At 70.8% G+C, this 22,211-nt stretch carries 26 protein-coding genes; 20 read left to right on the forward strand and 6 right to left on the reverse strand.

From position 1 onward, the window contains the following. Positions 1-128 precede the first annotated feature (128 nt). The 4 genes from leuC to Sfulv_RS21030 all read left to right on the forward strand — a co-directional run bounded on the left by leuC (position 129) and on the right by Sfulv_RS21030 (position 3,320). Positions 129-1,556 (forward strand): 3-isopropylmalate dehydratase large subunit, encoded by a 1,428-nt coding sequence (leuC, locus tag Sfulv_RS21015; RefSeq protein ID WP_173316118.1) that lies wholly within the window; start codon positions 129-131, stop codon positions 1,554-1,556. A gap of 2 nt (positions 1,557-1,558) precedes the next feature. Then, positions 1,559-2,152: a 3-isopropylmalate dehydratase small subunit gene (gene leuD / locus Sfulv_RS21020; RefSeq protein WP_173316119.1), complete on the forward strand. Its 594-nt coding sequence runs from the start codon at positions 1,559-1,561 to the stop codon at positions 2,150-2,152. Positions 2,153-2,256: 104 nt separating this feature from the next. Beyond that, complete coding sequence (locus Sfulv_RS21025) at positions 2,257-2,484, forward strand: SCO5555 family protein (protein ID WP_173316120.1); 228 nt, start codon at positions 2,257-2,259, stop codon at positions 2,482-2,484. 143 nt (positions 2,485-2,627) lie between these two features. Further along, positions 2,628-3,320, forward strand: a complete 693-nt coding sequence (locus Sfulv_RS21030; protein WP_173316121.1) for an HU family DNA-binding protein — start codon at positions 2,628-2,630, stop codon at positions 3,318-3,320. An 80-nt stretch (positions 3,321-3,400) separates the two neighbouring features. Here Sfulv_RS21030 and Sfulv_RS21035 read toward each other — a convergent pair whose 3' ends face one another. Both Sfulv_RS21035 and cofC read right to left on the reverse strand, forming a co-directional pair. Next, a complete protein-coding gene (locus Sfulv_RS21035; protein WP_173316122.1) occupies positions 3,401-3,604 on the reverse strand; it encodes a hypothetical protein in 204 nt (67 codons plus the stop codon). A 10-nt stretch (positions 3,605-3,614) separates the two neighbouring features. Beyond that, positions 3,615-4,298, reverse strand: coding sequence for a 2-phospho-L-lactate guanylyltransferase (gene cofC / locus Sfulv_RS21040; RefSeq protein WP_173316123.1), 684 nt, complete (start codon positions 4,296-4,298; stop codon positions 3,615-3,617). Positions 4,299-4,447: 149 nt separating this feature from the next. Here cofC and Sfulv_RS21045 point away from each other — a divergent pair, with 149 nt between their 5' ends. The 3 genes from Sfulv_RS21045 (at position 4,448) to Sfulv_RS21055 (ending at position 7,456) form a co-directional block, all read left to right on the forward strand. Next, entirely contained in the window at positions 4,448-5,200 is a 753-nt protein-coding gene (locus tag Sfulv_RS21045; RefSeq protein WP_173316124.1) for a lysophospholipid acyltransferase family protein, read from the forward strand. Next, on the forward strand, positions 5,197-6,207 hold the full coding sequence (locus tag Sfulv_RS21050; protein WP_173316125.1) for an NAD(P)H-dependent glycerol-3-phosphate dehydrogenase: 1,011 nt from the start codon (positions 5,197-5,199) through the stop codon (positions 6,205-6,207). Before Sfulv_RS21045 ends, Sfulv_RS21050 begins: the two co-directional genes overlap by 4 nt. Before the next feature lie 76 nt (positions 6,208-6,283). After that, positions 6,284-7,456, forward strand: a complete 1,173-nt coding sequence (locus Sfulv_RS21055; protein WP_173316126.1) for a D-alanine--D-alanine ligase family protein — start codon at positions 6,284-6,286, stop codon at positions 7,454-7,456. Positions 7,457-7,490: 34 nt separating this feature from the next. Here the strand turns inward: Sfulv_RS21055 and Sfulv_RS21060 are convergent, their stop codons facing one another. Continuing rightward, complete coding sequence (locus Sfulv_RS21060; protein ID WP_173318074.1) at positions 7,491-7,973, reverse strand: DUF3515 domain-containing protein; 483 nt, start codon at positions 7,971-7,973, stop codon at positions 7,491-7,493. Between the two features lie 23 nt (positions 7,974-7,996). Next, positions 7,997-8,230 carry an Lrp/AsnC family transcriptional regulator gene (locus tag Sfulv_RS21065; RefSeq protein ID WP_173316127.1) on the reverse strand — a complete coding sequence of 78 codons (234 nt, stop codon included), beginning with the start codon at positions 8,228-8,230 and terminating at the stop codon, positions 7,997-7,999. Between the two features lie 317 nt (positions 8,231-8,547). On the opposite strand from Sfulv_RS21065, the gene Sfulv_RS21070 reads away from it, so the two are divergent. Continuing rightward, positions 8,548-9,519, forward strand: coding sequence for a thiamine-phosphate kinase (locus Sfulv_RS21070; protein WP_173318076.1), 972 nt, complete (start codon positions 8,548-8,550; stop codon positions 9,517-9,519). 10 nt (positions 9,520-9,529) lie between these two features. Continuing rightward, on the forward strand, positions 9,530-10,345 hold the full coding sequence (gene thiD / locus Sfulv_RS21075) for a bifunctional hydroxymethylpyrimidine kinase/phosphomethylpyrimidine kinase (protein WP_173316128.1): 816 nt from the start codon (positions 9,530-9,532) through the stop codon (positions 10,343-10,345). Positions 10,346-10,423: 78 nt separating this feature from the next. Here the strand turns inward: thiD and rpmB are convergent, their stop codons facing one another. After that, positions 10,424-10,609 carry a 50S ribosomal protein L28 gene (rpmB, locus tag Sfulv_RS21080; RefSeq protein WP_003965989.1) on the reverse strand — a complete coding sequence of 62 codons (186 nt, stop codon included), beginning with the start codon at positions 10,607-10,609 and terminating at the stop codon, positions 10,424-10,426. 293 nt (positions 10,610-10,902) lie between these two features. Here rpmB and Sfulv_RS21085 point away from each other — a divergent pair, with 293 nt between their 5' ends. The 9 genes from Sfulv_RS21085 (at position 10,903) to mutM (ending at position 19,968) form a co-directional block, all read left to right on the forward strand. Further along, positions 10,903-12,483, forward strand: a complete 1,581-nt coding sequence (locus tag Sfulv_RS21085) for a DAK2 domain-containing protein (RefSeq protein WP_256669041.1) — start codon at positions 10,903-10,905, stop codon at positions 12,481-12,483. A 58-nt stretch (positions 12,484-12,541) separates the two neighbouring features. After that, positions 12,542-14,776 carry an ATP-dependent DNA helicase RecG gene (gene recG, locus Sfulv_RS21090; RefSeq protein ID WP_173316129.1) on the forward strand — a complete coding sequence of 745 codons (2,235 nt, stop codon included), beginning with the start codon at positions 12,542-12,544 and terminating at the stop codon, positions 14,774-14,776. A gap of 90 nt (positions 14,777-14,866) precedes the next feature. Next, a complete protein-coding gene (gene rsmD, locus Sfulv_RS21095) occupies positions 14,867-15,451 on the forward strand; it encodes a 16S rRNA (guanine(966)-N(2))-methyltransferase RsmD (protein WP_173316130.1) in 585 nt (194 codons plus the stop codon). 26 nt (positions 15,452-15,477) lie between these two features. Continuing rightward, the gene (coaD, locus tag Sfulv_RS21100; protein ID WP_179764444.1) at positions 15,478-15,957 is read left to right on the forward strand and encodes a pantetheine-phosphate adenylyltransferase; all 480 of its coding nucleotides are present in this window, start codon (positions 15,478-15,480) and stop codon (positions 15,955-15,957) included. A 97-nt stretch (positions 15,958-16,054) separates the two neighbouring features. Next, positions 16,055-17,185 (forward strand): F0F1 ATP synthase subunit B, encoded by a 1,131-nt coding sequence (locus Sfulv_RS21105; protein ID WP_173316132.1) that lies wholly within the window; start codon positions 16,055-16,057, stop codon positions 17,183-17,185. 205 nt (positions 17,186-17,390) lie between these two features. Beyond that, entirely contained in the window at positions 17,391-17,999 is a 609-nt protein-coding gene (locus Sfulv_RS21110; RefSeq protein WP_173318080.1) for a YceD family protein, read from the forward strand. 2 nt (positions 18,000-18,001) lie between these two features. Then, positions 18,002-18,175, forward strand: coding sequence for a 50S ribosomal protein L32 (gene rpmF / locus Sfulv_RS21115; RefSeq protein ID WP_003965982.1), 174 nt, complete (start codon positions 18,002-18,004; stop codon positions 18,173-18,175). 19 nt (positions 18,176-18,194) lie between these two features. Next, a complete protein-coding gene (rnc, locus tag Sfulv_RS21120; RefSeq protein WP_173316133.1) occupies positions 18,195-19,019 on the forward strand; it encodes a ribonuclease III in 825 nt (274 codons plus the stop codon). Between the two features lie 82 nt (positions 19,020-19,101). Further along, entirely contained in the window at positions 19,102-19,968 is an 867-nt protein-coding gene (gene mutM / locus Sfulv_RS21125) for a bifunctional DNA-formamidopyrimidine glycosylase/DNA-(apurinic or apyrimidinic site) lyase (protein ID WP_173316134.1), read from the forward strand. A gap of 12 nt (positions 19,969-19,980) precedes the next feature. Here mutM and Sfulv_RS21130 read toward each other — a convergent pair whose 3' ends face one another. Continuing rightward, on the reverse strand, positions 19,981-20,862 hold the full coding sequence (locus tag Sfulv_RS21130) for a CAP domain-containing protein (RefSeq protein WP_173316135.1): 882 nt from the start codon (positions 20,860-20,862) through the stop codon (positions 19,981-19,983). 155 nt (positions 20,863-21,017) lie between these two features. Between Sfulv_RS21130 and Sfulv_RS21135 the strand changes: the two genes are divergently transcribed. Both Sfulv_RS21135 and Sfulv_RS21140 read left to right on the forward strand, forming a co-directional pair. Continuing rightward, the gene (locus Sfulv_RS21135) at positions 21,018-21,299 is read left to right on the forward strand and encodes an acylphosphatase (RefSeq protein WP_173316136.1); all 282 of its coding nucleotides are present in this window, start codon (positions 21,018-21,020) and stop codon (positions 21,297-21,299) included. A gap of 441 nt (positions 21,300-21,740) precedes the next feature. Then, positions 21,741-21,953, forward strand: a complete 213-nt coding sequence (locus tag Sfulv_RS21140) for a hypothetical protein (protein WP_173316137.1) — start codon at positions 21,741-21,743, stop codon at positions 21,951-21,953. The last annotated feature ends 258 nt before the right edge of the window (positions 21,954-22,211 follow it).

Genomic DNA, 22,211 nt, shown 5'->3' on the forward strand with positions numbered 1-22,211 from the left:
GGCGGAAGTTGCGAACCTGTACGGGCGGCCACACAACGGCCCGTAGCCACCGCCCCGCACGGGGGTCCGGACGGTGACGCACCGAATCTCTAGTTGGGCCGGCGAAGACGCCGGCCGGAGGGAAAGCGATGGGTAGGACACTCGCGGAGAAGGTCTGGGACGACCACGTCGTCCGGCGCGCGGAGGGCGAGCCCGACCTTCTCTTCATCGATCTGCACCTGCTGCACGAGGTGACCAGCCCGCAGGCGTTCGACGGCCTCCGGCAGGCCGGACGCCCGGTGCGGCGCCTCGACCTCACCATCGCCACCGAGGACCACAACACCCCGACCCTCGACATCGACAAGCCGATCGCCGACCCGGTCTCCCGCGTGCAGCTGGAGACCCTGCGCAAGAACTGCGCGGACTTCGGCGTCCGGCTGCACCCGCTGGGCGACGTGGAGCAGGGCGTCGTGCACGTGGTCGGCCCCCAGCTCGGTCTCACCCAGCCCGGCACCACCGTGGTCTGCGGCGACTCCCACACCTCCACGCACGGTGCGTTCGGCGCGCTGGCCTTCGGCATCGGCACCAGCCAGGTCGAACACGTGCTGGCCACCCAGACCCTCCCGCTGGCCCGCCCGAAGACCATGGCGATCACCGTCGAGGGCGAACTGCCCGCCACCGTCACGGCCAAGGACCTGATCCTGGCGATCATCGCCCGGATCGGCACCGGCGGCGGACAGGGTTACATCCTCGAATACCGCGGCCCGGCCATCGAGAAGCTCTCGATGGAGGCCCGGATGACCATCTGCAACATGTCGATCGAGGCCGGCGCCCGCGCCGGGATGATCGCGCCGGACCGAACGACGTTCGACTACCTCCAGGGCCGTGACCACGCGCCCGTGGGCGAGGAGTGGGACGCGGCCGTCGCGTACTGGAAGACCCTGCGCACCGACGACGACGCCGTCTTCGACGCGGAGGTCGTCATCGACGCCACCGAACTGGCGCCGTTCGTCACCTGGGGCACCAACCCCGGCCAGGGCGCGCCCCTGTCGGCCGACGTCCCCGACCCCGCCTCGTACGAGGACGCCTCGGAGCGGCACGCCGCCGAAAAGGCCCTGGAGTACATGGGGTTGACCGCCGGGCAGCGGCTGCGGGACATCAGGGTCGACACCGTCTTCGTCGGTTCGTGCACCAACGGCCGTATCGAGGACCTGCGCAACGCGGCCTCAATCCTGGACGGCCGCAAAGTCGCCGACGGCGTACGGATGCTGGTGGTCCCGGGCTCCGTGCGGGTCGCCCTCCAGGCCGTGGAGGAGGGCCTGGACAAGGTCTTCACCGCCGCCGGAGCCGAATGGCGGCACGCGGGCTGCTCGATGTGCCTCGGTATGAACCCCGACCAGCTGGCCCCCGGCGAGCGCTCGGCGTCGACCTCGAACCGCAACTTCGAGGGCCGGCAGGGCAAGGGCGGCCGTACGCACCTGGTCTCCCCGCAGGTCGCCGCGGCCACCGCGGTACTGGGCCATCTGGCCTCGCCCGCCGATCTGTCCGATGCCCTCACGTCCGCCGGAGTCCGATAGCCATGGAAGCATTCACCGCACACACCGGCCGGGCCGTCCCGCTGCGCCGCAGCAACGTCGACACCGACCAGATCATCCCCGCCCACTGGCTGAAGAAGGTCACCAGGGACGGCTTCGAGGACGGCCTCTTCGAGGCGTGGCGCAAGGACGCGGACTTCGTCCTCAACCGTCCCGAGCGGGCGGGCGCCTCGGTCCTGGTGGCGGGTCCGGACTTCGGTACCGGCTCCTCGCGCGAGCACGCCGTCTGGGCGCTGCAGAACTTCGGCTTCAAGACGGTCATCTCCTCCCGGTTCGCCGACATCTTCCGCGGCAACTCGCTGAAGAACGGCCTGCTGACCGTGGTGCTCGACCAGAGGGTCGTGGACACGCTGTGGGAGCTGACGGAGGCCGACCCGACCGCCGAGATCACCGTGGACCTGGCGAAGCGACAGGTTCTCGCCGAGGGCATCACGGCCGACTTCGAGCTCGACGAGAACGCCCGCTGGCGGCTCATGAACGGCCTCGACGACATCAGCCTCACCCTTCAGAACGAAGCGGACATCGCGACGTACGAAGCGGCGAGGCCGTCGCACAAGCCGCGTACGATTCAGGTCTGAGCAGCGCTTTTCCAGGACCGCGCCCCCTGCCTTCGGGCAGGGGGCGCAGTCGCTTGTTGAGACCCCGTCGGGCGACAACTCGCCCCAGATGGCACAATCGGTGCATGGAACGCGACAGCCAACTCAAGCTCTATGGCCAAGTCGCCGACCGATTGAAGGAAGCGCACTCAGTGGTGCGCGCACTGCAAGTCCCGGAGGGCGTACGGATGGCGCTCTCCCGGAAGCTGCTGGTCATCACGGCCGCGGCGAAACACGATCTCCCGGATGCGGCACGGCGTCTGGACCGGTTGATGAAGGACCTCGATGAGGGCCGATTCCCCGAAGGTGACTGACTCTGCGGAACTGCGCAGTGGTCGACTTCGTTGCGGCACTAGGGTGATTAGCCCGTTTCGTGTTTGATTTGCGGTATATATCTGCCTAACGTGCGAAAAAGCTTGAACACTTTCGTTCTGGCAATGTCTCCGAAGGGGAAGACGTGAACAAGGCGCAGCTCGTAGAAGCGATTGCCGACAAGGTCGGCGGCCGCCAGCAGGCCGCAGACGCCGTAGACGCGGTACTCGACGCGATCGTCCGTGCGGTCGTCGCCGGGGACCGTGTCTCGGTCACCGGCTTCGGCTCGTTCGAGAAGGTCGACCGCCCCGCCCGCTACGCCCGCAACCCGCAGACGGGTGAGCGCGTGCGGGTCAAGAAGACGTCCGTGCCCCGTTTCCGTGCGGGGCAGGGCTTCAAGGACCTGGTGAGCGGCTCGAAGAAGCTCCCCAAGAACGACGTGGCGGTGAAGAAGGCGCCCAAGGGCAGCCTCTCGGGCGGATCTTCCACCCGTACGACGGCGAAGGCCGCGGCCAAGAAGGCCACCGCCAAGAAGGCCGTGGCGACCAAGAAGGCCACGGCGAGCGCGAAGAAGGCCGTGCCGGCGGCGAAGAAGACCACGGCCACCGTCAAGAAGGCCACGTCGGCGGCGAAGAAGACCACCGCCACCGCGACCGCCAAGAAGGCCACGCCCGCCAAGCAGGCCGCCGCTCCGGCGAAGAAGGCGACTCCGGCGAAGAAGGCCGCCGTCGCCAGCAAGACCGCGCCCGCCAAGAAGACCACGGCGAAGAAGGCGCCCGCGAAGAAGACCACGGCGCGCACCACCACGGCCAAGAAGGCCACTGCACGCAAGAAGTGAGAACGGGCAGCACCCGTTCCTCCACACGCGCCGGGCCGGGCTCCCCCTGGGGAGCCCGGCCCGCGGGCTTCGCGTACGGATCAGAACGTCTGGAGCGTCACCAGGCTGATCCGCGGCGGGACTCCCTCACCGCTCACCTCGATCCGCACCCGCTGCCCCGGACGCAGCAGCCGCAGCCCGCCGGCGTCGAAGGCCGGGGCGTCGAACTCCATCGGGGTGCCGTCGTCGAGAAGCACACTGCCGGTGCGGGTCTCGGAGTCGTACGTGTACGCGGTCGCCTGCATGAGCGGCAGCCTATCGGTCTCCCACACGGCCGGCCGAAGCGCACAGCCCCGCGGTGTGCGGGCCGACGCCCAGGGCCAGCGCCACCCGCAGATCCTCACCGGTGTCCACGTCCCGGCGGACCGAGTCGAGCCCCGGCAGCGTTATCTCCGCGGCGCCCGAAGCCAGGTGCCGGGCCCGCGAAGGCCCGCCGAAAGCCGGGCGCAATTCCGCACCTGGCGAGGCCGACAGAAATGTCGTACCGATTCCCGCCGCATCCGTGACGAACGCACGGGGAAAAGCGCTGGAGAAATCGAGTACGCGAGCCAGTTCCTCGGGGCGGAGCGCGGGAAGATCCGCGTTGAGCGCGGCCACCGCCGCACCGGCCCGCCGCGCACGCACCGCACGCGCCCCGTGGACCAGCGCCGCGTTGAGTCCGGCCGCCGGCGAGTCCGGGACGATGTCCGCCCCCAGCGCCGAGAGCTCCTCCCCGGCCAGCGGATCGTCCGTGACGACCAACACATCCCGCACCGCCGGGCAGGCCAGCGCCGCGGCCACCGTGTCCTGGGCGAACGCCAGGGCGAGGCGAGGTCTGAGCGCCTCCCCGGCCGTCCGCCCCAGCCTGCTCTTGGCGCGCGCGAGCGGTTTCAGCGGGACGACCAGGGACCAGGGCCCTGTCAGGTCGGTGTTCGTGGCCATCTCCCCCTCCGTACACATCGCCGCTCATTCTCGCCTGCCGGTGTGACAACCCGGAGGTCCGGTCGGCAGGGCGGGGCGTACGGTGTTCCCGACAGAGCAGGGACCTGGGGCGCGACTTGGCCGTCAACAGCCAGGCAGCAGGTCAGGTCCTAGAGGAAGGTGTCCGAGTGTCCCGCCGCAGAATCGGCTTCTGGTACCGCCTGGCGGCGGTCATCGCAAAGCCGCCACTGGTGGTCCTGTTCAAGCGCGACTGGCGGGGAATGGAACACATTCCGGCCGAGGGCGGATTCATCACCGCGGTCAACCACAATTCCTACCTGGACCCGCTTTCGTACGGACATTTCCAGTACAACACCGGCCGGGTGCCGCGGCTGCTGGCGAAGGCGGGGCTGTTCAGCACTCCTTTCGTGGGCATGATGCTGCGCGGAACGGGACAGATTCCGGTCTACCGCGAGACGACCGACGCGCTGGACGCCTTCCGCGCCGCCGTCGACGCGATCGAGCGGGGCGAATGCGTCGCCTTCTACCCCGAGGGCACGCTCACCCGTGACCCCGGCATGTGGCCGATGGCGGGCAAGACCGGCGCCGCCAGGGTCGCCCTGCTGACCCGGGCGCCCGTCATCCCCGTGGCCCAGTGGGGCGCCAACCTCGCGATGCCGCCGTACGCCACGCGGCACAGGTTCAGCTTCTTCCCCCGCAAGACCCTCCAGGTGTACGCCGGTCCGCCGGTGGACCTCCACCGGTTCTACGGCCTGGAGCCCACCCCCGAGGTCCTGCGCGAGGCGACCGAGGCCATCATGGCCGCGATCACCGCCCAGCTGGAGACCGTGCGGGGCGAGAAGGCACCGGCCGAGCTCTACGATCACCGCAAGGCCCGCGCCGAGCAACGGCGCAGGGCAGAGGGAAAGGGAACCACGTGACGCACCCCGCCAGGGCAGCCGTCTTCGGAACCGGCTCATGGGGTACGGCCTTCGCCATGGTCCTCGCCGACGCGGGCTGCGACGTCACCCTCTGGGGCCGTCGCGCGGAGGTCACCGACGCCATCAACACGACCCGCAGCAACCCCGACTACCTGCCGGGAATCGAACTCCCCGCCTCGGTGCGGGCCACCACCGACCCCGCCGAAGCCCTGCGCGGCGCCGACTTCGCCGTCCTCGTCGTGCCCTCGCAGACCCTGCGCGCCAACCTCGCCGCCTGGGCCCCGCACATCGGACCCGGCACGGTGCTCGTCTCGCTGATGAAGGGCGTCGAACTCGGCACCGCCAAGCGGATGAGCGAGGTCATCGCCGACGTCACGGGGGTCACCGCGGACCGCATCGCCGTCGTCACCGGCCCCAACCTCGCCAAGGAGATCGCCGAGCGCCGCCCCGCCGCGGCCGTCGTCGCCTGCCAGGACGAGTCCGTGGCCCAGCGCCTCCAGGCCGCCTGCCACACCCCGTACTTCCGCCCGTACACCAACACCGACATGGTCGGCTGCGAGCTCGGCGGTGCCGTCAAGAACGTCATCGGCCTCGCCGTCGGCATCGCGGACGGCATGGGCCTCGGTGACAACGCCAAGGGCTCCCTCATCACACGCGGCCTCGCCGAGACCACCCGTCTGGGCCTGGCCATGGGAGCCGACCCGCTCACCTTCTCCGGCCTCGCCGGCCTCGGCGACCTGGTGGCGACCTGCTCCTCCCCGCTCTCGCGCAACCACACCTTCGGCACCAACCTCGGCCGCGGGATGACGCTCCAGGAGGCGATCGCCGCCACCAGGCAGACCGCCGAGGGCGTCAAGTCCTGCGAGTCGGTGCTCGATCTGGCACGCCGGCACGGGGTCGACATGCCCCTCACCGAAACGGTCGTCGGGATCGTCCACGAGGGCAAACCGCCGGTCGTCGCGCTCAAGGAGCTGATGGCGCGCAGCGCCAAGCCCGAGCGGCACTGACCCCCTCGCCACGTGCCCGGCACGCCCCGTGCCTGCACTCCTCGGTCCGCAGGCCGCAGGGTACGCTCGTCGCGATATGAGCAGCGAGAACCTCCCCCAGAGCCCTGAGAGCCCCGAGAGCCCTGTGCAGGGCCGTAAGCCGCGGGTGGCCGTCGTGTTCGGCGGCCGAAGCTCCGAACACGGCATCTCGGTCGTCACGGCCGGTGCCGTACTGAACGCCATCGACCGGACCGCGTACGACGTCCTGCCGATCGGCATCACCACGGACGGCCGCTGGGCGCTCACCGCCGACGACCCCGCCCGCATGGCCATCGCGGACCGCAAGGTCCCGAACGTCACCCAGCTCGCGGAGTCCGCCGAAGGCGGTGTCGTGCTCTCCGTCGACCCCGGCAGCCGCGAGGTCGTGTACACCGAACCGGGTGCGGTCCCCAAGGCGCTCGGTGAGGTCGACGTCGTCTTCCCGGTGCTGCACGGCCCCTACGGTGAGGACGGCACGCTCCAGGGGCTCCTGGAACTCTCCGGCGTGCCCTACGTGGGCGCCGGAGTCCTGGCCTCCGCGGTCGGTCAGGACAAGGAGTACATGAAGCGGGTGTTCACCTCCTTCGGGCTGCCCGTCGGCCCGTACGAGGTGGTGCGCCCCCGCGAGTGGGACAACGACCGTCCCACCGCACGCAAGCGCATCGTGGACTTCGCCGCCGAGCACGGCTTCCCGATCTTCGTCAAGCCCGCCCGCGGCGGCTCCTCGATGGGCATCACCAAGGTCGACGACGTCTCGGGCCTCGACGAGGCGATCGAGGAGGCCCGCCGCCACGACCCCAAGTTCCTCGTGGAGTCGCTGCTGCGGGGCCGCGAGATCGAGTGCGGTGTGCTGGAGTTCGAGGACGGCCCCCGCGCCAGCGTGCCCGCCGAGATCCCCCCGGTCACCGCGCACGACTTCTACGACTTCGAGGCCAAGTACATCGACTCGGCGGCCGGGCTCGTGCCCGCGCCCCTCACCGAGGAGCAGACCGCCGAGGTCCAGCGGCTCGCGGTCGCCGCCTTCGAGGCCACCTCCTGCGAGGGCCTCGTGCGCGCCGACTTCTTCCTCACCGACGAGGGCGGCTTCGTCATCAACGAGATCAACACCATGCCGGGCTTCACGCCGATCTCCATGTACCCGCGGATGTGGCAGGAGAGCGGTGTGGACTACCAGGAACTGGTGGGCCGGCTCATCCAGGCCGCGCTGGACAGGCCCACCGGTCTGCGCTGACGTTCCGCCGCGGCCGTCCGAAGACCCCCGTGGCCTACAGGCTCTCGGGGACCGTCTTGCGGACGGACGCGGCGAACTCGGCGAGCGGCGTGATGTCGTGGGCGAACTCCCCGGGGAGCGTCACCTCCACATACGCCTTGCGGTACACGGTCGTGAACCGCGGACCGGCGCCCTCCCGCTGCTCCAGCAGCCATCGGACGCCGTCCGCGTCGATCCCCTCAGACTGGGCGTCCTCCATCTTCGCCGGCCGGGGGACGCCGCAGCGCAGTACGATCGCCCCGTCCCCCCATCCGGCCGTGAGGCCGGACTCCGGCTCGGGATCGCTCCGGTCCATTCCGGCGACGCTCTTCGGCAGTTCCCCGTGCAGCGCCTCGCAGTACGCGGCGGCCTCCGAAGACGGTGTGGGAACGGTGACCGATGGCTGGGCGTCGCCGGAGGAGCAGCCCGCCGCGGCCATGACGAGCACGGCGGCGGAGGGGGCGAGGAACAGCGAGGGGAGCCTGCGGCCGGTGTACATCACCGGCCCAGCCTAGACGGGGGTCAGAGGTGGACGACCGGGCAGGTCAGGGTCCGCGTGATGCCGTCCACCTGCTGGACCCTGGCCACCACCATGCGGCCGAGTGCGTCGACGGTGTCGGCCTGTGCGCGCACGATCACGTCGTAGGGGCCTGTGACGTCCTCTGCCTGAATGACTCCCGGGATCTTCGCGATGGACTCGGCGACTGTCGACGCCTTGCCCACCTCTGTCTGGATGAGGATGTACGCCTGTACCACGGAACCTCCAGGGCCGCCACGAGGATCATGTGGGGGAAAGGGACGCCACGGTATCGCGTCGCCGCGGGCCGCGGGAGACCCGCGGGCCCGATGGCGCCCACAGCGTGGCGTGCGCACAGCAGAAGTTGACGTATTCCTTGACCGTACCGACAGCGGTGACCGCACGCGACCGCGAGCCCCGGTGCGGAAGGGGGACGGACATGCCAGTACGTTCCGGGGCGGAGGGCCCCCGGCGGCCGGTGGTCCACGGCCGGGACTCCGGTCCGCTGAAGCAGCCCGGACAGGTGTCCGGTGCGATGAATGAGAGGGGAGACTCGGTGAAGGGAACCGTGGGCGAGTTGGGGGAGTTCGGGCTCATCAGAGAGCTCACTTCCCGGCTCACCACCACTCCGGCGGTGCGGCTGGGACCCGGCGACGACGCCGCGGTCGTAGCCGCTCCCGACCGCAGGGTCGTGGCCAGTAGCGACATCATGTTGGAGGGCCGGCACTTCCGCCGCGACTGGTCGACCGCGTACGACGTCGGCCGCAAGGCCGCCGCGCAGAACCTCGCGGACATCGCGGCCATGGGCGCCGTGCCCACCGCGCTGCTGCTCGGCCTGGTGGTACCCGCCGAACTCCCGGTCACCTGGGCGGGCGAGCTGATGGACGGTATCCGGGACGAGTGCCAGGTGGCGGGCGCCGCCGTGGTCGGCGGGGACGTCGTACGCGGTGACACCATCACCATCGCGATCACCGCCCTCGGTGACCTGCGCAACCACGAGCCGGTCACCCGGTCCGGGGCCAGGCCCGGGGACGTCGTCGCCGTGACCGGCTGGCTCGGCTGGTCCGCCGCCGGATTCGCCGTGCTCTCCCGCGGCTTCCGCTCACCGCGCGCCTTCGTCGAGGCGCACCGGCGCCCCGAACCGCCGTACCACGCGGGGCCCGCGGCCGCCGGTCTCGGCGCCACCGCCATGACGGACGTCAGCGACGGACTCGTGGCGGACCTCGGGCACATCGCGGAGTCCAGCAAGGTCCGCATCGACCTGCGCTCCGGCCTCATCGACATCCCCTCGCAGATGTACGACATCGGCCAGGCAGTCGGCGTCGACCCGTTGCAGTGGGTGCTGACCGGGGGAGAGGACCACGCGATCGTGGCGACCTTCCCGCCGGACGTGAAGCTCCCCGCACGCTGGAAGGTGATCGGCGAGGTCCTCAACCCCTCGGCGCTGCCCCAGGTCACGGTCGACGGCGCGCCCTGGACCAGCAAGGGCGGCTGGGACCACTTCGGTGACATCGAGGACGCCCAGTAGATTGCCGCGTATGCCCATACGCACCGCTGTACCGCCCCGTGTCCTCACCGTCGCCGGCTCCGACTCCGGCGGCGGTGCGGGCATCCAGGCCGACCTCAAGACGATGCTGGCACTCGGCGTGCACGGCATGAGCGTGCTGACAGCCGTGACCGCGCAGAACTCCCTCGGGGTCCAGGGCGTCTGGGAGCTTCCGGTGGAAGCCGTACGCGCCCAGTACCGCAGCGTCGTCGACGACATCGGGGTGCACGCGGTCAAGACGGGGATGCTCTCATCGGCCGTACTCGTCGAGACGGTCGCCGCGCTCCTCGCGGAGACGGACGCGCCCGTCGTCGTCGACCCGGTCGGCGTCTCCAAGCACGGCGATTCCCTGCTGGCCGCCGAGGCGCTGGACCGCGTACGCGTGAAGCTGCTGCCCGTCGCCACCGTGGCCACCCCCAACCTGGACGAAGTGGCGCAGCTCACCGGCGTCACCGTCACCGACGAGGCCGGGATGTGCCGGGCCGCCGCCGCCGTGCTGGCCTTCGGGCCGCGCTGGGTGGTGATCAAGGGCGGTCATCTGCCGGGTGAGGCCGTGGACCTGCTGACGGACGGCGCCGAGGAGCACTGGCTGCGCGCCCCCCGGCACGACAACCGGCACACGCACGGCACGGGCTGCACCCTCGCCTCCGCCATCGCGGCCGGTCTGGCGCGCGGGCAGGACGTGCCGGCGGCCGTCCGGGCCGCGAAGGAGTACGTCACCGGGGCGATCGCGGCGGGCTTCCCGCTCGGCGGCGGCATCGGCCCCGTCGACCACGGCTGGCTGACGCGGACGCGCGCCCCGCACTGACACGGCACAGCAAAAGGCCGGTCCACCGAGGTGGACCGGCCTTTTGGGCAACCGGTAAGGCTGCGCTACGACGAGACGTCAGCGCGCGACCTTGCCGGCCTTGATGCACGAGGTGCAGACGTTGAGCCGCTTCGGCGTCCGCCCGACCACGGCACGCACGCGCTGGATGTTGGGATTCCAGCGACGGGACGTACGGCGGTGCGAGTGCGAAATGCTGTTGCCGAAGCTCGGCCCCTTGCCGCAAACGTCGCAGTTGGCAGCCACGGGTCACTCCAAAGACTTCAGATGCACTTACAGTGAATTCCGGCGCGCCGGATTCATTTGACTGAAGTGGCGGTACCGGAGGGAATGGCCCGGCTCTCACCGGGCAACCGGAGCAGCATACAACGGCTGCGTCGGAGATACGAAACTACCATGTCCGACCCGGCCGCCCGCCCCGCCCCTGTCCCCGCAGGCGCGGGGACCCGGGGCTACTCTGCGGTGCAACCCGCCGCCTACGGCCGCTTCAAGGAGGACCACCAGGTGCCGCAGCCCCCGACGATCTGGACGCCGTCGCGGTGCGCACCTGGTGCTCACTGGCGCTGGAGGCCCTGGGCCGGGAGCGCGAGGAGATCGACGCGATCAACGTCTATCCCGTCGCGGACGGGGACACCGGCACCAACCTCTACCTGACCGTGGAGTCCGCGGCGGCGGCTGTGGAAGCGGTGTTCGCCGCCCACGAGACGGGCTCCCTCGTGGCCGGCCGCGCCGATGCCGTACGGGCCATGGCGCACGGCGCCCTGATCGGCGCCCGCGGCAATTCCGGCACCATCCTGGCGCAGTTGCTGCGGGGCATGGCGGGAGTGCTGGCCCACGGCGGCGACGCCGACCACCTGCGAGCCGCTCTGACCAGGGCCGCGGCGGCGGCGCGGCAGGCCGTCGCCCACCCCGTCGAGGGCACGGTGCTGACCGTGGCCACCGCGGCGGCCGAGGCCGCGGAACGCGCGGCCGGCGGTCTCACGGCCGTGGTGGCAGCGGCGTACGAGAGCGCGCGCACCGCGCTGGCCGCCACCCCCGGCCAGCTCGCGGTCCTCGGACGGGCGGGCGTCGTGGACGCGGGCGGGCGTGGCCTGGTGGCCGTACTCGGAGCACTGCTGGAAGCCGTGTCGGGGCAGGCTCCGGCGCGCACCTCGTGGGCCGTACCCGAAGGGCTGCCCGCTCCGGCCGAGGACTGCGCCCCGGCCGGAGCGGAGGGGCCGGCCTTCGAGGTGATCTACCTGCTGGAGGCCGGTGACGAGGCCGTCGGCCGGCTGCGGGCCCGGCTGGACGGACTCGGGGACTCACTCGTGGTGGTGGGCGGTGACGGGCTGTGGAACGTCCACGTCCACGTCGACGACGCGGGCGCCGCGGTCGAGGCCGGTGTCGAGGCCGGCCGGCCCTACCGCATCCGCATCACCCACTTCGGTGCCGACCGGGTCCCCGCCCAGGCCGAGCCCGCCCAGCGCGGGGTCGTCGTCGTCGTCCCGGGCGACGGGCTCGCGGAGCTGTGTACGGAGGCGGGCGCGACCACCGTGCTCGCGCGCCCCGGGGAGCCGCCCGCCAGCGGCGAACTGGTCGACGCGATCCGCCGCGCCCACGCCCGCGAAGTGGTCCTCCTCCCCAGTGACGCGACGCTGCGGCACACCGCCGGAGCCGCCGCCGAGCAGGCCCGCACCGAGGGCGTGCGGGTCGCCGTGATCCCCACCCGCGCCGCGGTCCAGGGCCTCGCCGCCCTCGCCGTGCACGAACCGGACCGGGGCTTCGACGAGGACGTGGTGGCCATGACCGCCGCCGCCGGGGCCACCCGGTACGCCGAACTCGCCGTGGCCGAGCGGCAGTCGTGGACCATGGCGGGCATCTGCCAGGCCGGCGACATCCTCGGCCTGATCGACGGGGACGTCGCCGTCATCGGAGCCGACGTGCCGTCCACGGCCCGCACGGTCCTGGACCGGATGCTGTCGGCGGGCGGCGAACTCGTCACACTCGTCCTCGGCCAGGACGTACCGGACGCGCTGGCCGACGCGCTGGCGGAGCACGTACGCGAGGGATATCCCGCCGTGGACACGGTCGTCTACCGGGGCGGCCGCCAGGTGGCGCCCCTGCTCCTCGGCGTCGAATAGGCGCGCGCGGCCCCGCGGCAGGGCGCCCTGCGGGGATGTGTCAGTGGCGTGGTGTGCAATGGATCGCGTGTCCTCGTTCGATGAACCCCTGAAGAAGCTGCTCGGCGGAGCCACCGCGAAGGTGATGGCCGAACACCTCGACCTGCACACGGTCGGTGATCTGCTGCACCACTACCCGCGGCGGTACGAGGAGCGCGGTCAGCTCACGGCGCTGTCCGACCTCCCGCTGGAGGAACACGTGACCGTCGTCGCGCAGGTGGCCGACGCGCGGATCATGGTGTTCAACAACGGCCGGGGCAAGCGCCTCGAAGTGACCCTCACCGACGGCAGCGGCCGGCTCCAGCTGGTCTTCTTCGGCCACGGTGTCCACAAGCCGCACAAGGAACTGCTGCCCGGCCGGCGGGCGATGTTCGCGGGCAAGGTCTCCGTGTTCAACCGCAGAACGCAGCTGGCGCACCCCACGTACCAACTGCTCGACGCCGCGGACACCGACGAGGCCACCGAGGCGGTCGACGCGTTCGCCGGCCGGCTGCTGCCGATCTACCCGGCCTGCAAGCAGCTCGACTCCTGGCGGATCGCCAAGGCCGTCGACGCGGTGCTGCCCAGTGCCCAGGACGCCGTCGACCCGCTGCCGCCCGCCCTGCGCGAGGGGCGCGGCTTCGCGAAGCTGCCCGAGGCGCTGCTCAAGATCCACCGGCCGCAGACCAGGGCCGACATCGAGGATGCCAGGGCCCGGCTCAAGTGGGACGAGGCGTTCGTCCTCCAGGTCGCCCTGGCCCGGCGGCGCTACGCGGACACCCAGTCCCCGGCGGTCGCCCGCAGGCCCGTACCGGACGGCCTGCTCGACGCCTTCGACGCGAAGCTGCCCTTCACCCTCACCGAGGGCCAGGAGAAGGTGTCAGGCGAGATCTTCGCCGACCTGGCCACGGACCACCCGATGCACCGCCTCCTCCAGGGCGAGGTCGGTTCAGGCAAGACGCTGGTCGCCCTGCGCGCCATGCTCGGTGTCGTCGACGCGGGCGGGCAGGCCGCCATGCTCGCGCCCACCGAGGTGCTCGCCCAGCAGCACCACCGCTCCGTCACCGAGATGATGGGCGAGCTCGCCGAGGGCGGCCTGCTCGGCGGCTCGGAGCTGGGCACCAAGGTCGTGCTGCTCACCGGGTCCATGGGCGTCCCGGCCCGCCGGCAGGCGCTGCTCGACCTGGTCACGGGCGAGGCCGGGATCGTGATCGGCACCCATGCGCTGATCGAGGACAAGGTGCGCTTCCACGACCTGGGTCTCGTCGTCGTGGACGAGCAGCACCGCTTCGGGGTGGAGCAGCGCGACGCCCTGCGCTCGAAGGGCAGGCAACCGCCCCACCTGCTGGTCATGACCGCCACCCCCATTCCCCGCACGGTCGCCATGACGGTCTTCGGCGATCTGGAGACCTCCGTACTGGACCAGCTGCCTGCGGGCCGTTCGCCGATCGCCAGCCATGTCGTCCCCGCCAAGGACAAGCCGCACTTCCTCAGCCGCGCCTGGGAGCGGGTCCGCGAGGAGGTGGAGAACGGCCACCAGGCGTACGTCGTCTGCCCCCGCATCGGTGACGACGCCGACGAGGCCCCGGGGAAGAACGCGAAGAACGCGAAGGACGGTAAGGGCACCAAGGACCCGGCCCCCGAGGACGACGGCGGGAAGCGGCCCCCGCTGGCCGTCCTGGAGATCGCGGACGAGCTGCGCAAGGGCGCGCTCTCGGGACTGCGGACCGAGGTGCTGCACGGCCGGATGCCCCCCGACGACAAGGACGACGTGATGCGCCGCTTCTCCGCGGGCCAGGCCGACGTGCTGGTCGCCACGACCGTCATCGAGGTCGGCGTCAACGTCCCCAACGCCACCGCGATGGTGATCATGGACGCCGACCGCTTCGGGGTGTCGCAGCTGCACCAGTTGCGCGGCCGGGTCGGGCGGGGCTCCGCGCCCGGCCTCTGCCTGCTGGTCAGCGAGGCCCACGAGGCGAGCCCCGCCCGGGCCAGGCTCGCCGCGGTCGCCGCCACCCTCGACGGCTTCGAGCTCTCCCGGATCGACCTGGAACAGCGCCGCGAGGGCGATGTCCTCGGCCAGGCCCAGTCCGGCGTCCGCTCGTCCCTGCGGGTGCTCAGCGTCATCGACGACGAGGAGGTCATCGCCGCCGCCCGCGAGGAGGCCGTCCGGATCGTCGCGGCCGACCCCGGCCTCGAACACCTGCCGGAGCTGCGTACGGCCCTGGACGCCCTGCTCGACAAGGAGCGTGAGGAGTACCTCGACAAGGGGTGAGCGGGGCCCGGCCGGCCCGGACGCCATATCGTGGGTGGCACGGCACGCGTAAGGACCGTGTGCCACCCGCGACCCTAGGACCTGACACCCATGACCCGCGTGATCGCCGGCTCGGCCGGCGGACGCCGCCTGGCCGTCCCGCCCGGTACCGGCACCCGCCCCACGTCCGACCGGGCGCGCGAGGGCCTCTTCTCCACCTGGGAAGCGCTCCTGGGCACCCTGGAGGGCGTCCGCGTCGCGGACCTGTACGCCGGTTCCGGTGCCGTGGGCCTCGAAGCGCTCTCCCGGGGCGGTGTCCACGCCCTGCTCGTCGAGGCCGACGCCCGCGCCGTACGCGTCGTGCGCGACAACGTCCGTACGCTCGGACTGCCGGGCGCCGAGGTCCGCGCGGGCAAGGCGGAACAGGTCGTGTCGGGACCGGCGCCCGCCGACCCCTACGACGTGGTGTTCCTGGACCCGCCGTACGCCGTCACGGACCGCGCTCTCGGCGAGATGCTGGTCACACTCCGAACCCAGGGGTGGCTCACCGACGATGCGCTCGTCACCGTGGAGCGGAGCACCAGAGGCGGAGAGTTCGGCTGGCCCGAGGGATTCGAGCCGCTGCGGGCCCGTCGCTACGGCGAGGGAACGCTTTGGTACGGTCGCGCCGCCTCTCGTTGCGAAGACGCACGATGACCGGACCGGAGAGCGAGGGAATCACGTTGCGCCGCGCCGTCTGTCCGGGGTCATTCGACCCCATCACCAATGGACACCTCGACATCATTGGCCGAGCCTCGAAGCTGTACGACGTCGTACACGTCGCGGTGATGATCAACCAGTCCAAGAAGGGGCTGTTCACGGTGGAGGAGCGGATCGACCTGATCCGCGAGGTCACCGCCGACTTCGGCAACGTCGAGGTCGAGTCCTTCCACGGCCTCCTGGTCGACTTCTGCAAGCAGCGCGACATCCCGGCGATCGTGAAGGGCCTGCGGGCCGTGAGCGACTTCGACTACGAGCTCCAGATGGCCCAGATGAACAACGGCCTCTCCGGCGTCGAGACCCTCTTCGTGCCGACCAATCCCACGTACAGCTTCCTGTCGTCCTCCCTGGTCAAGGAAGTGGCGACCTGGGGCGGCGACGTCTCCCACCTGCTGCCGCCCAGGGTCCACGAAGCCCTCACGGAGCGGCTGGGCCGCAAGTGAAGCGCTGACGGCCCGTCACCAGCTGTCGGGCGGGAGCCGACTGGCCTTACAGTCGTCCCGTCCGGCACCAACAGCAGCAGAGAGTGGCGAGCACACGGTGGACGTGCAGAAGAAGCTCGACGAGATCGTCGCGGCGGTAGGGAACGCCCGGTCCATGCCCATGTCGGCGTCGTGCGTGGTCAACCGCGCCGAGCTGCTCGCCATGCTCGAAGAGGTACGGGAGGCCCTCCCCGGCTCCCTCGCCCACGCCCAGGAGCTCATCGGCGGACGCGAGCAGCTGGTCGAGCAGGCCCGCCAGGAGGCGGAGCGGATCATCGAGTCCGCCCACGCCCAGCGCGGCTCGCTGATCTCCGACACCGAGATCGCCCGCCGGTCCCAGGCCGAGGCCGACCGCATCCTCTCGGAGGCCCGCAAGGACGCCGACGAGGTCAGGGCCGAGGCGGACGAGTACGTCGACAGCAAGCTCGCCAACTTCGAGGTCGTCCTCACCAAGACCATCGGCTCCGTCGACCGGGGCCGCGAGAAGCTGCTGGGCCGCGGCCAGGGCTACGAGGGCCAGGGCTACGACGACCCGGACTTCGCCGAGGCGCCCGAACGCAGCGCCGACCCGGAGACGCTCCGGCGCCGGGCCGACGAGTACGTCGACACCAAGCTCGGCGCCTTCGAGGCCGTACTCGCCAAGACCCTGGAAGCGGTCGGCCGCGGACGTCAGAAGCTGCTCGGCCGGGTCTCCACCGACGACCTCGGAGCCCACATGGCCGCCCAGGACGCGGCGGGCAGCCAGGGGCACATCAGCGACGAGGACCACTGGGCCGGTCTGGTCGCGCTCTCCACCGCGGACCCGGTGTCCGGCCGGCCCTCCTTCCCCGCCCCGGCGCAGCAGGACTTCCCGGTCCAGCCGCCTGTGGACTTCCCGGTCCAGGCGGAGCCCGGGCCGCAGTACACACAGAGTCCCGAGCCGCAGTACGCGCAGGGTTACGCGTACCAGGACCAGCCTCCTCAGCAGGACTCCTACGGGTACCCCCAGCAGCCCGACCCGTACGCCGGCTACCCGCAGCAGGGCTACGACCCCAGCCAGGGGCAGCCCCAGCAGCAGGAGTACGGCTGGCCGCAGCAGCCCGCCCAGCCGCCCGCGCCGCAGGGCGAGGGCGCGCTCGACGAGACCAGTCTCTTCGACACCGGCATGATCGACCTGGAGCAGCTGCGCCGCTACGAACAAGGGCGCTGACCGGGTCCCGTCCGCAGCGCTCAGGGCCCGATTGGGTGCTGGGAGGCGCGTCCAGTATCCTGGCTGTTCGGTCGCGCCTATGTCCGCGATCCCGGCTGCCCGCTTCTCATCCGAAGCCGGGACAGCCTCCCCGGAACAGCGCGACGCACATGACTCGAAAGCAGGAAAAGCCCTGAACGGCCATCTCGACCACCGCAACCCTCTCGTGTTCGATACGCGTGAGCTGGGTCGGCGTCCTGGTGCCCTCAAGCGGCTGACCCGTTCGGTCGAGGCACCCAAGGACCTGGGTATCGACGGAGTCATCGGAGTGCCGGAAGGCGCGCCGCTGGCGCTGAAGCTCCGCCTCGAGTCGGTCATGGAAGGGGTGCTCGTCACAGGCACCGCCCGTGCGACGGCCGAGGCGGAGTGCGTAAGGTGTCTGGAGCCGGTGAGCCGAGAGGTTTCGGCGGACTTCCAGGAGATGTTCTCGTACCCTGACGCCGATGACCGGAGCCGCAGCAGGACTGCGGAGCCGGTCGACGACGCCGAGGACGACGAGGACAGGTTCTTCCTCGAGGACGGCTTGTTCGACCTCGAGTCGGTGCTGCGTGACGCGGTGGTGCTCGCACTGCCGCTGCAGCCGGTGTGCAAGGAGACCTGTTCCGGTCTGTGTTCCGAATGCGGAATCAGGCTGGACGAGAATCCCGGCCACCACCACGATGCCGTCGACATTCGTTGGGCGGCATTGCAAGGACTCGCCGAGACCGATCAGGACGGCGAGAAGGACAACATGGGCGGCGCCGAAGCAGGCGTCGACGAGAAGCAGGAGAAGTAGCCGTGGCTGTTCCGAAGCGGAAGATGTCGCGCAGCAACACGCGCCACCGCCGGTCGCAGTGGAAGGCTGCGGTCCCCACCCTGGTTTCGTGCGAGCGTTGCCAGGAGCCGAAGCTCCAGCACATTGCGTGCCCGAGCTGCGGCACCTACAACAAGCGCCAGGTCCTCGAGGTCTGAGCGGCTGGTGAGAGGCCCGATGTCTGAGTTGTCCAGCGCCAAGAAGCAGGCAGACAACGTCAACACAGCCTCGTCCCCCACGCTTCTGGAAGGGCGGCTCGGGTATCACCTCGAGTCCGCCCTTCTGGTGCGTGCGCTGACCCACCGCTCGTTCGCATACGAGAACGGCGGTCTGCCCACCAACGAGCGTCTCGAATTCCTCGGGGATTCGGTGCTCGGCCTGGTGGTCACGGACACGCTGTACCGCACCCACCCCGACCTGCCCGAAGGCCAGCTGGCCAAGTTGCGGGCCGCGGTGGTCAACTCACGTGCACTCGCGGAAGTGGGTCGCGGCCTCGAACTCGGCTCCTTCATCAGGCTCGGCCGCGGTGAAGAGGGTACGGGTGGCCGGGACAAGGCTTCCATCCTCGCCGACACACTGGAAGCAGTGATCGGCGCCGTCTATCTCGACCAGGGCCTCGGCGCGGCCTCGGAGCTGGTCCACCGGCTCTTCGACCCGCTGATCGACAGGTCCTCCAACCTGGGCGCCGGCCTGGACTGGAAAACCAGCCTCCAGGAGCTCACCGCCAGCGAGAGCCTCGGGGTTCCCGAGTACCTCGTGACGGAGACCGGCCCCGACCACGAGAAGACCTTCACTGCTGCTGCTCGCGTCGGTGGTGTCTCGTACGGCACCGGCACCGGCCGTAGCAAGAAGGAAGCGGAGCAACAGGCGGCGGAGTCCGCCTGGCGCGAGATCAGCGCCGACGCGGAAGCGCGACAGGCGGCGGCCAAGGCCGCCGCCGACGCAGGGGTCGCCGTCCTCCCTGCGGAACCGTCGCCCGACACGGACGTCGCTCCGGCCTGACCCCTGAGGAAACCCCTCGGTGCCTGGTGCACCGGGGGGTTTTCCCTGTCCCGCACCGCCCAGTTCTCCCAGGAGCGTCACCGTGCCCGAGCTGCCCGAGGTCGAAGTCGTACGGCGGGGTCTGGAGCGCTGGGTCACCGGGCGCAGGGTCGGCGCGGTGGAGGTCCTGCATCCGCGTGCGGTCCGCCGGCACCTCGCGGGGGGACCCGACTTCGCGGCGCGGCTGCACGGCATCCGCCTCGGCACGGCCATGCGCCGCGGCAAGTACCTCTGGGTGCCGCTCGACGACATGACGTTCTCGCTCCTCGGCCACCTGGGGATGAGCGGCCAACTGCTCGTACAGCCGCAGGACGCGCCCGACGAGAAGCACCTGCGGATCAGGATCGTCTTCGACGACGCCCTCGGCACCGAGCTGCGCTTCGTCGACCAGCGGACGTTCGGGGGACTCTCGCTCCACGAGAACACTCCCGAGGGACTGCCCGACACCATCGCGCACATCGCCCGCGACCCGCTCGACCCGGCCTTCGACGACGCCGTGTTCCACGCGGCCCTGCGCCTGCGCCGCACCACCGTCAAGCGCGCCCTGCTCGACCAGACCCTGATCAGCGGGGTCGGCAACATCTACGCCGACGAGTCCCTGTGGCGCTCCCGGCTGCACTACGAGCGGCCCACCGCGACGCTCACCCGCCCCGCGACGACCCTGCTGCTCGGACATGTCCGGGACGTGATGAACGAGGCGCTCGCCCAGGGCGGCACCAGCTTCGACAGTCTGTACGTGAACGTGAACGGCGAGTCCGGCTACTTCGACCGGTCACTCGACGCGTACGGGCAGGAGGGCGAGCCGTGCCACCGCTGCGGTACGCCGATCCGCCGCAGGCCGTGGATGAACCGCTCCAGCTACTACTGCCCGCACTGCCAGCGCCCGCCACGGGCCCAGCCGGTGCCGTGAGCCGCCGGCCTCTCAGAGGCCGAAGTCCTGGGTCCACCAGGGGCCGCCGGAGCCGAAGTGGACGCCGACGCCGAGCCTCTGGTAATCGCAGTTGAGAATGTTTGCCCGGTGGCCGTCGCTGTTCATCCAGCCGTCCATCACGGCCCGTGCGTCGGCCTGGCCGCGGGCTATGTTCTCGCCGCCGAGCCCCAGCACGCCGGCTTTCGCCGCGCGGTCCCAGGGGGTCGCCCCGTCGGGGTCGGTGTGGGCGAAGAAGCCGCGTGCGGCCATGTCCTCGCTGAAGTCCTGCGCGAGGGAGGTCAGCCCGCGGGACGCGGCGACCGGAGCGCAGCCGGCCTTCGCGCGCTCCTGGTTGACGAGGGAGAGGACGCCGGAGCGGGCGGATGCGGTCGCGTCGGTGGCCGGGGCGGGAGCCGGGGACTCGGTGGCCGTGGGCTCGGGAGCCGGGGCGGCGGACGAGGTCTTCGGCGCTGCCGGGGCCTTCGTGGCCCGGGGGGCGTTCGTCTTCCTCGGGATCTCCGTCGTGGGTGCCTTGCTCGGCCGCCTCGACTCCTTCGCACTCTTCGAAGGGGTCACGGCCGTCCTGTTGGGCCCGGCGGATTTCGAGGAAGGCGAGGTGGACGGGGTCTTGGGGCGCTCACCGGGGCGGCTCGCCCCGGTCGAGGCCGATGGCCGGCCGCTCGGCGAGGCTGTCGTACCGCCCTGGGTCAGGAGGTCGGGCGCGCCGCCCGAGCGCAGCTGGTCCGCCGCGCTGCTGCTCCGCACGGCGGGGGATTCGCCGCCCGGCAGCAGACCGGAGGTGACGGCGACCGCACCGACGGCCATGGCCGCGGAGACGCCGAGGAGACCCGTGCGTACGGGTATCGAGGCCCGCTTCTTGCCGTGGCGTCCCATGGGCTGTGCCTTCCAGGTGCTCCGGACGCCCTCGCGGCGCCACCGTGACTCTCGTCGACTTCACCCGTTCGGGTGAGGCTATTTCGACCGGACTGTACGCCATGGAGAAATGGGGTGCCGTGCTCCGGGAGCTGCCGGCCCGTTAGCGTTCGGCTATGAACGAAGACGCACGACTCGTCGTCTGGGTGCGCGGTCGAGTACAACAAGTGGGATTCCGCTGGTTCACCAGGGCAAACGCTTTGGAGATCGGTGGTCTTCGCGGATTCGCGCTCAATCTCGACGACGGCAGGGTGCAGGTGGTGGCAGAGGGGCCACGTGAGAATTGCCACCGGCTGCTGGACTGGCTCGGCTCCGACGACACACCCGGCCGCGTGGACGGAGTGACTGAGATATGGGACACCCCGCGCGGTGGATACGAGGGATTCGCGATCCGTTGAACGGGAGCGGGGGAGCCGGCTGCCGTTCCGCTCCGTATTCAGGGCGCGGCGAGGCGTGAGCGGACTCCCCGGCGGGGCGGCGCACCCGAAATGACCTGCGAGGAGACGCGTCGGCAGGAGATGGTTGCCAAGCGGCGGGACGGCATGTAAGGCTGCGGCTGTAACGAAGATCCTCGCGCCCTCCGGGGCCCCGCAGGAGAGTCGCGCCGCATGATCCCTCAGCCGCGCACCCCCGGGACGCCCGCCGCTGCGGGGTGTGATCGTGTTGACCGTCAAACTTTTTGGTGAGACGCTGAAAACCCCGCGCACCTCAGCTGTTTGGCAGAGCTGTTTGGCAGCAAAACCGCAGTGACGACAGAGCCCTGCCGAGCACCGCGGGTGCGATTTCCCTCACGACCCACACCGCTTCGGTCGGTCACTCAGTGTGGAGGACCATCCATCATGGCAAAGGCGCTTCTCGGTTACGTCGGCGGTTCCGACCCGCGACTCCTCGCCGAGATGCGACGGCTCCAGAAGCGCGTCCAGGATCTTGAATCCGAGCTCGCCCGGATTCAGGACGAGAATGACGCGCTCAACGCCGCCGCTCAGCACCAGGAGTCGTTGCTCGACAGCATCGACATCGACGTACCTCAGGCGGAGCCCGCGCTGACCTGACCGCAACCCAGTCGGGTTCGGCCTGGCCGCGTACGGCAGCCGCTTGAGTTCACCACAGGAATGCCCACGTCACGGATCGTCGTCCCTGGTCTTCGAGGTCTCCTCGTCAACCGGTCGGCCTCGGTCCGTAGCGCAGGCTGACCAAGTACAGGGGACGCTTCGGCGTCCCTTTTTCTTTTCCCCCGCAGTGCTTCCCCGTCCCGCCCCGGACGCGCGTACCGCCCTTCACTTACGGTCTGATGTGCCCTGCGCCTTCAT

Source organism: Streptomyces fulvorobeus, from assembly GCF_013167895.1.
GTDB lineage: Bacteria > Actinomycetota > Actinomycetes > Streptomycetales > Streptomycetaceae > Streptomyces > Streptomyces fulvorobeus.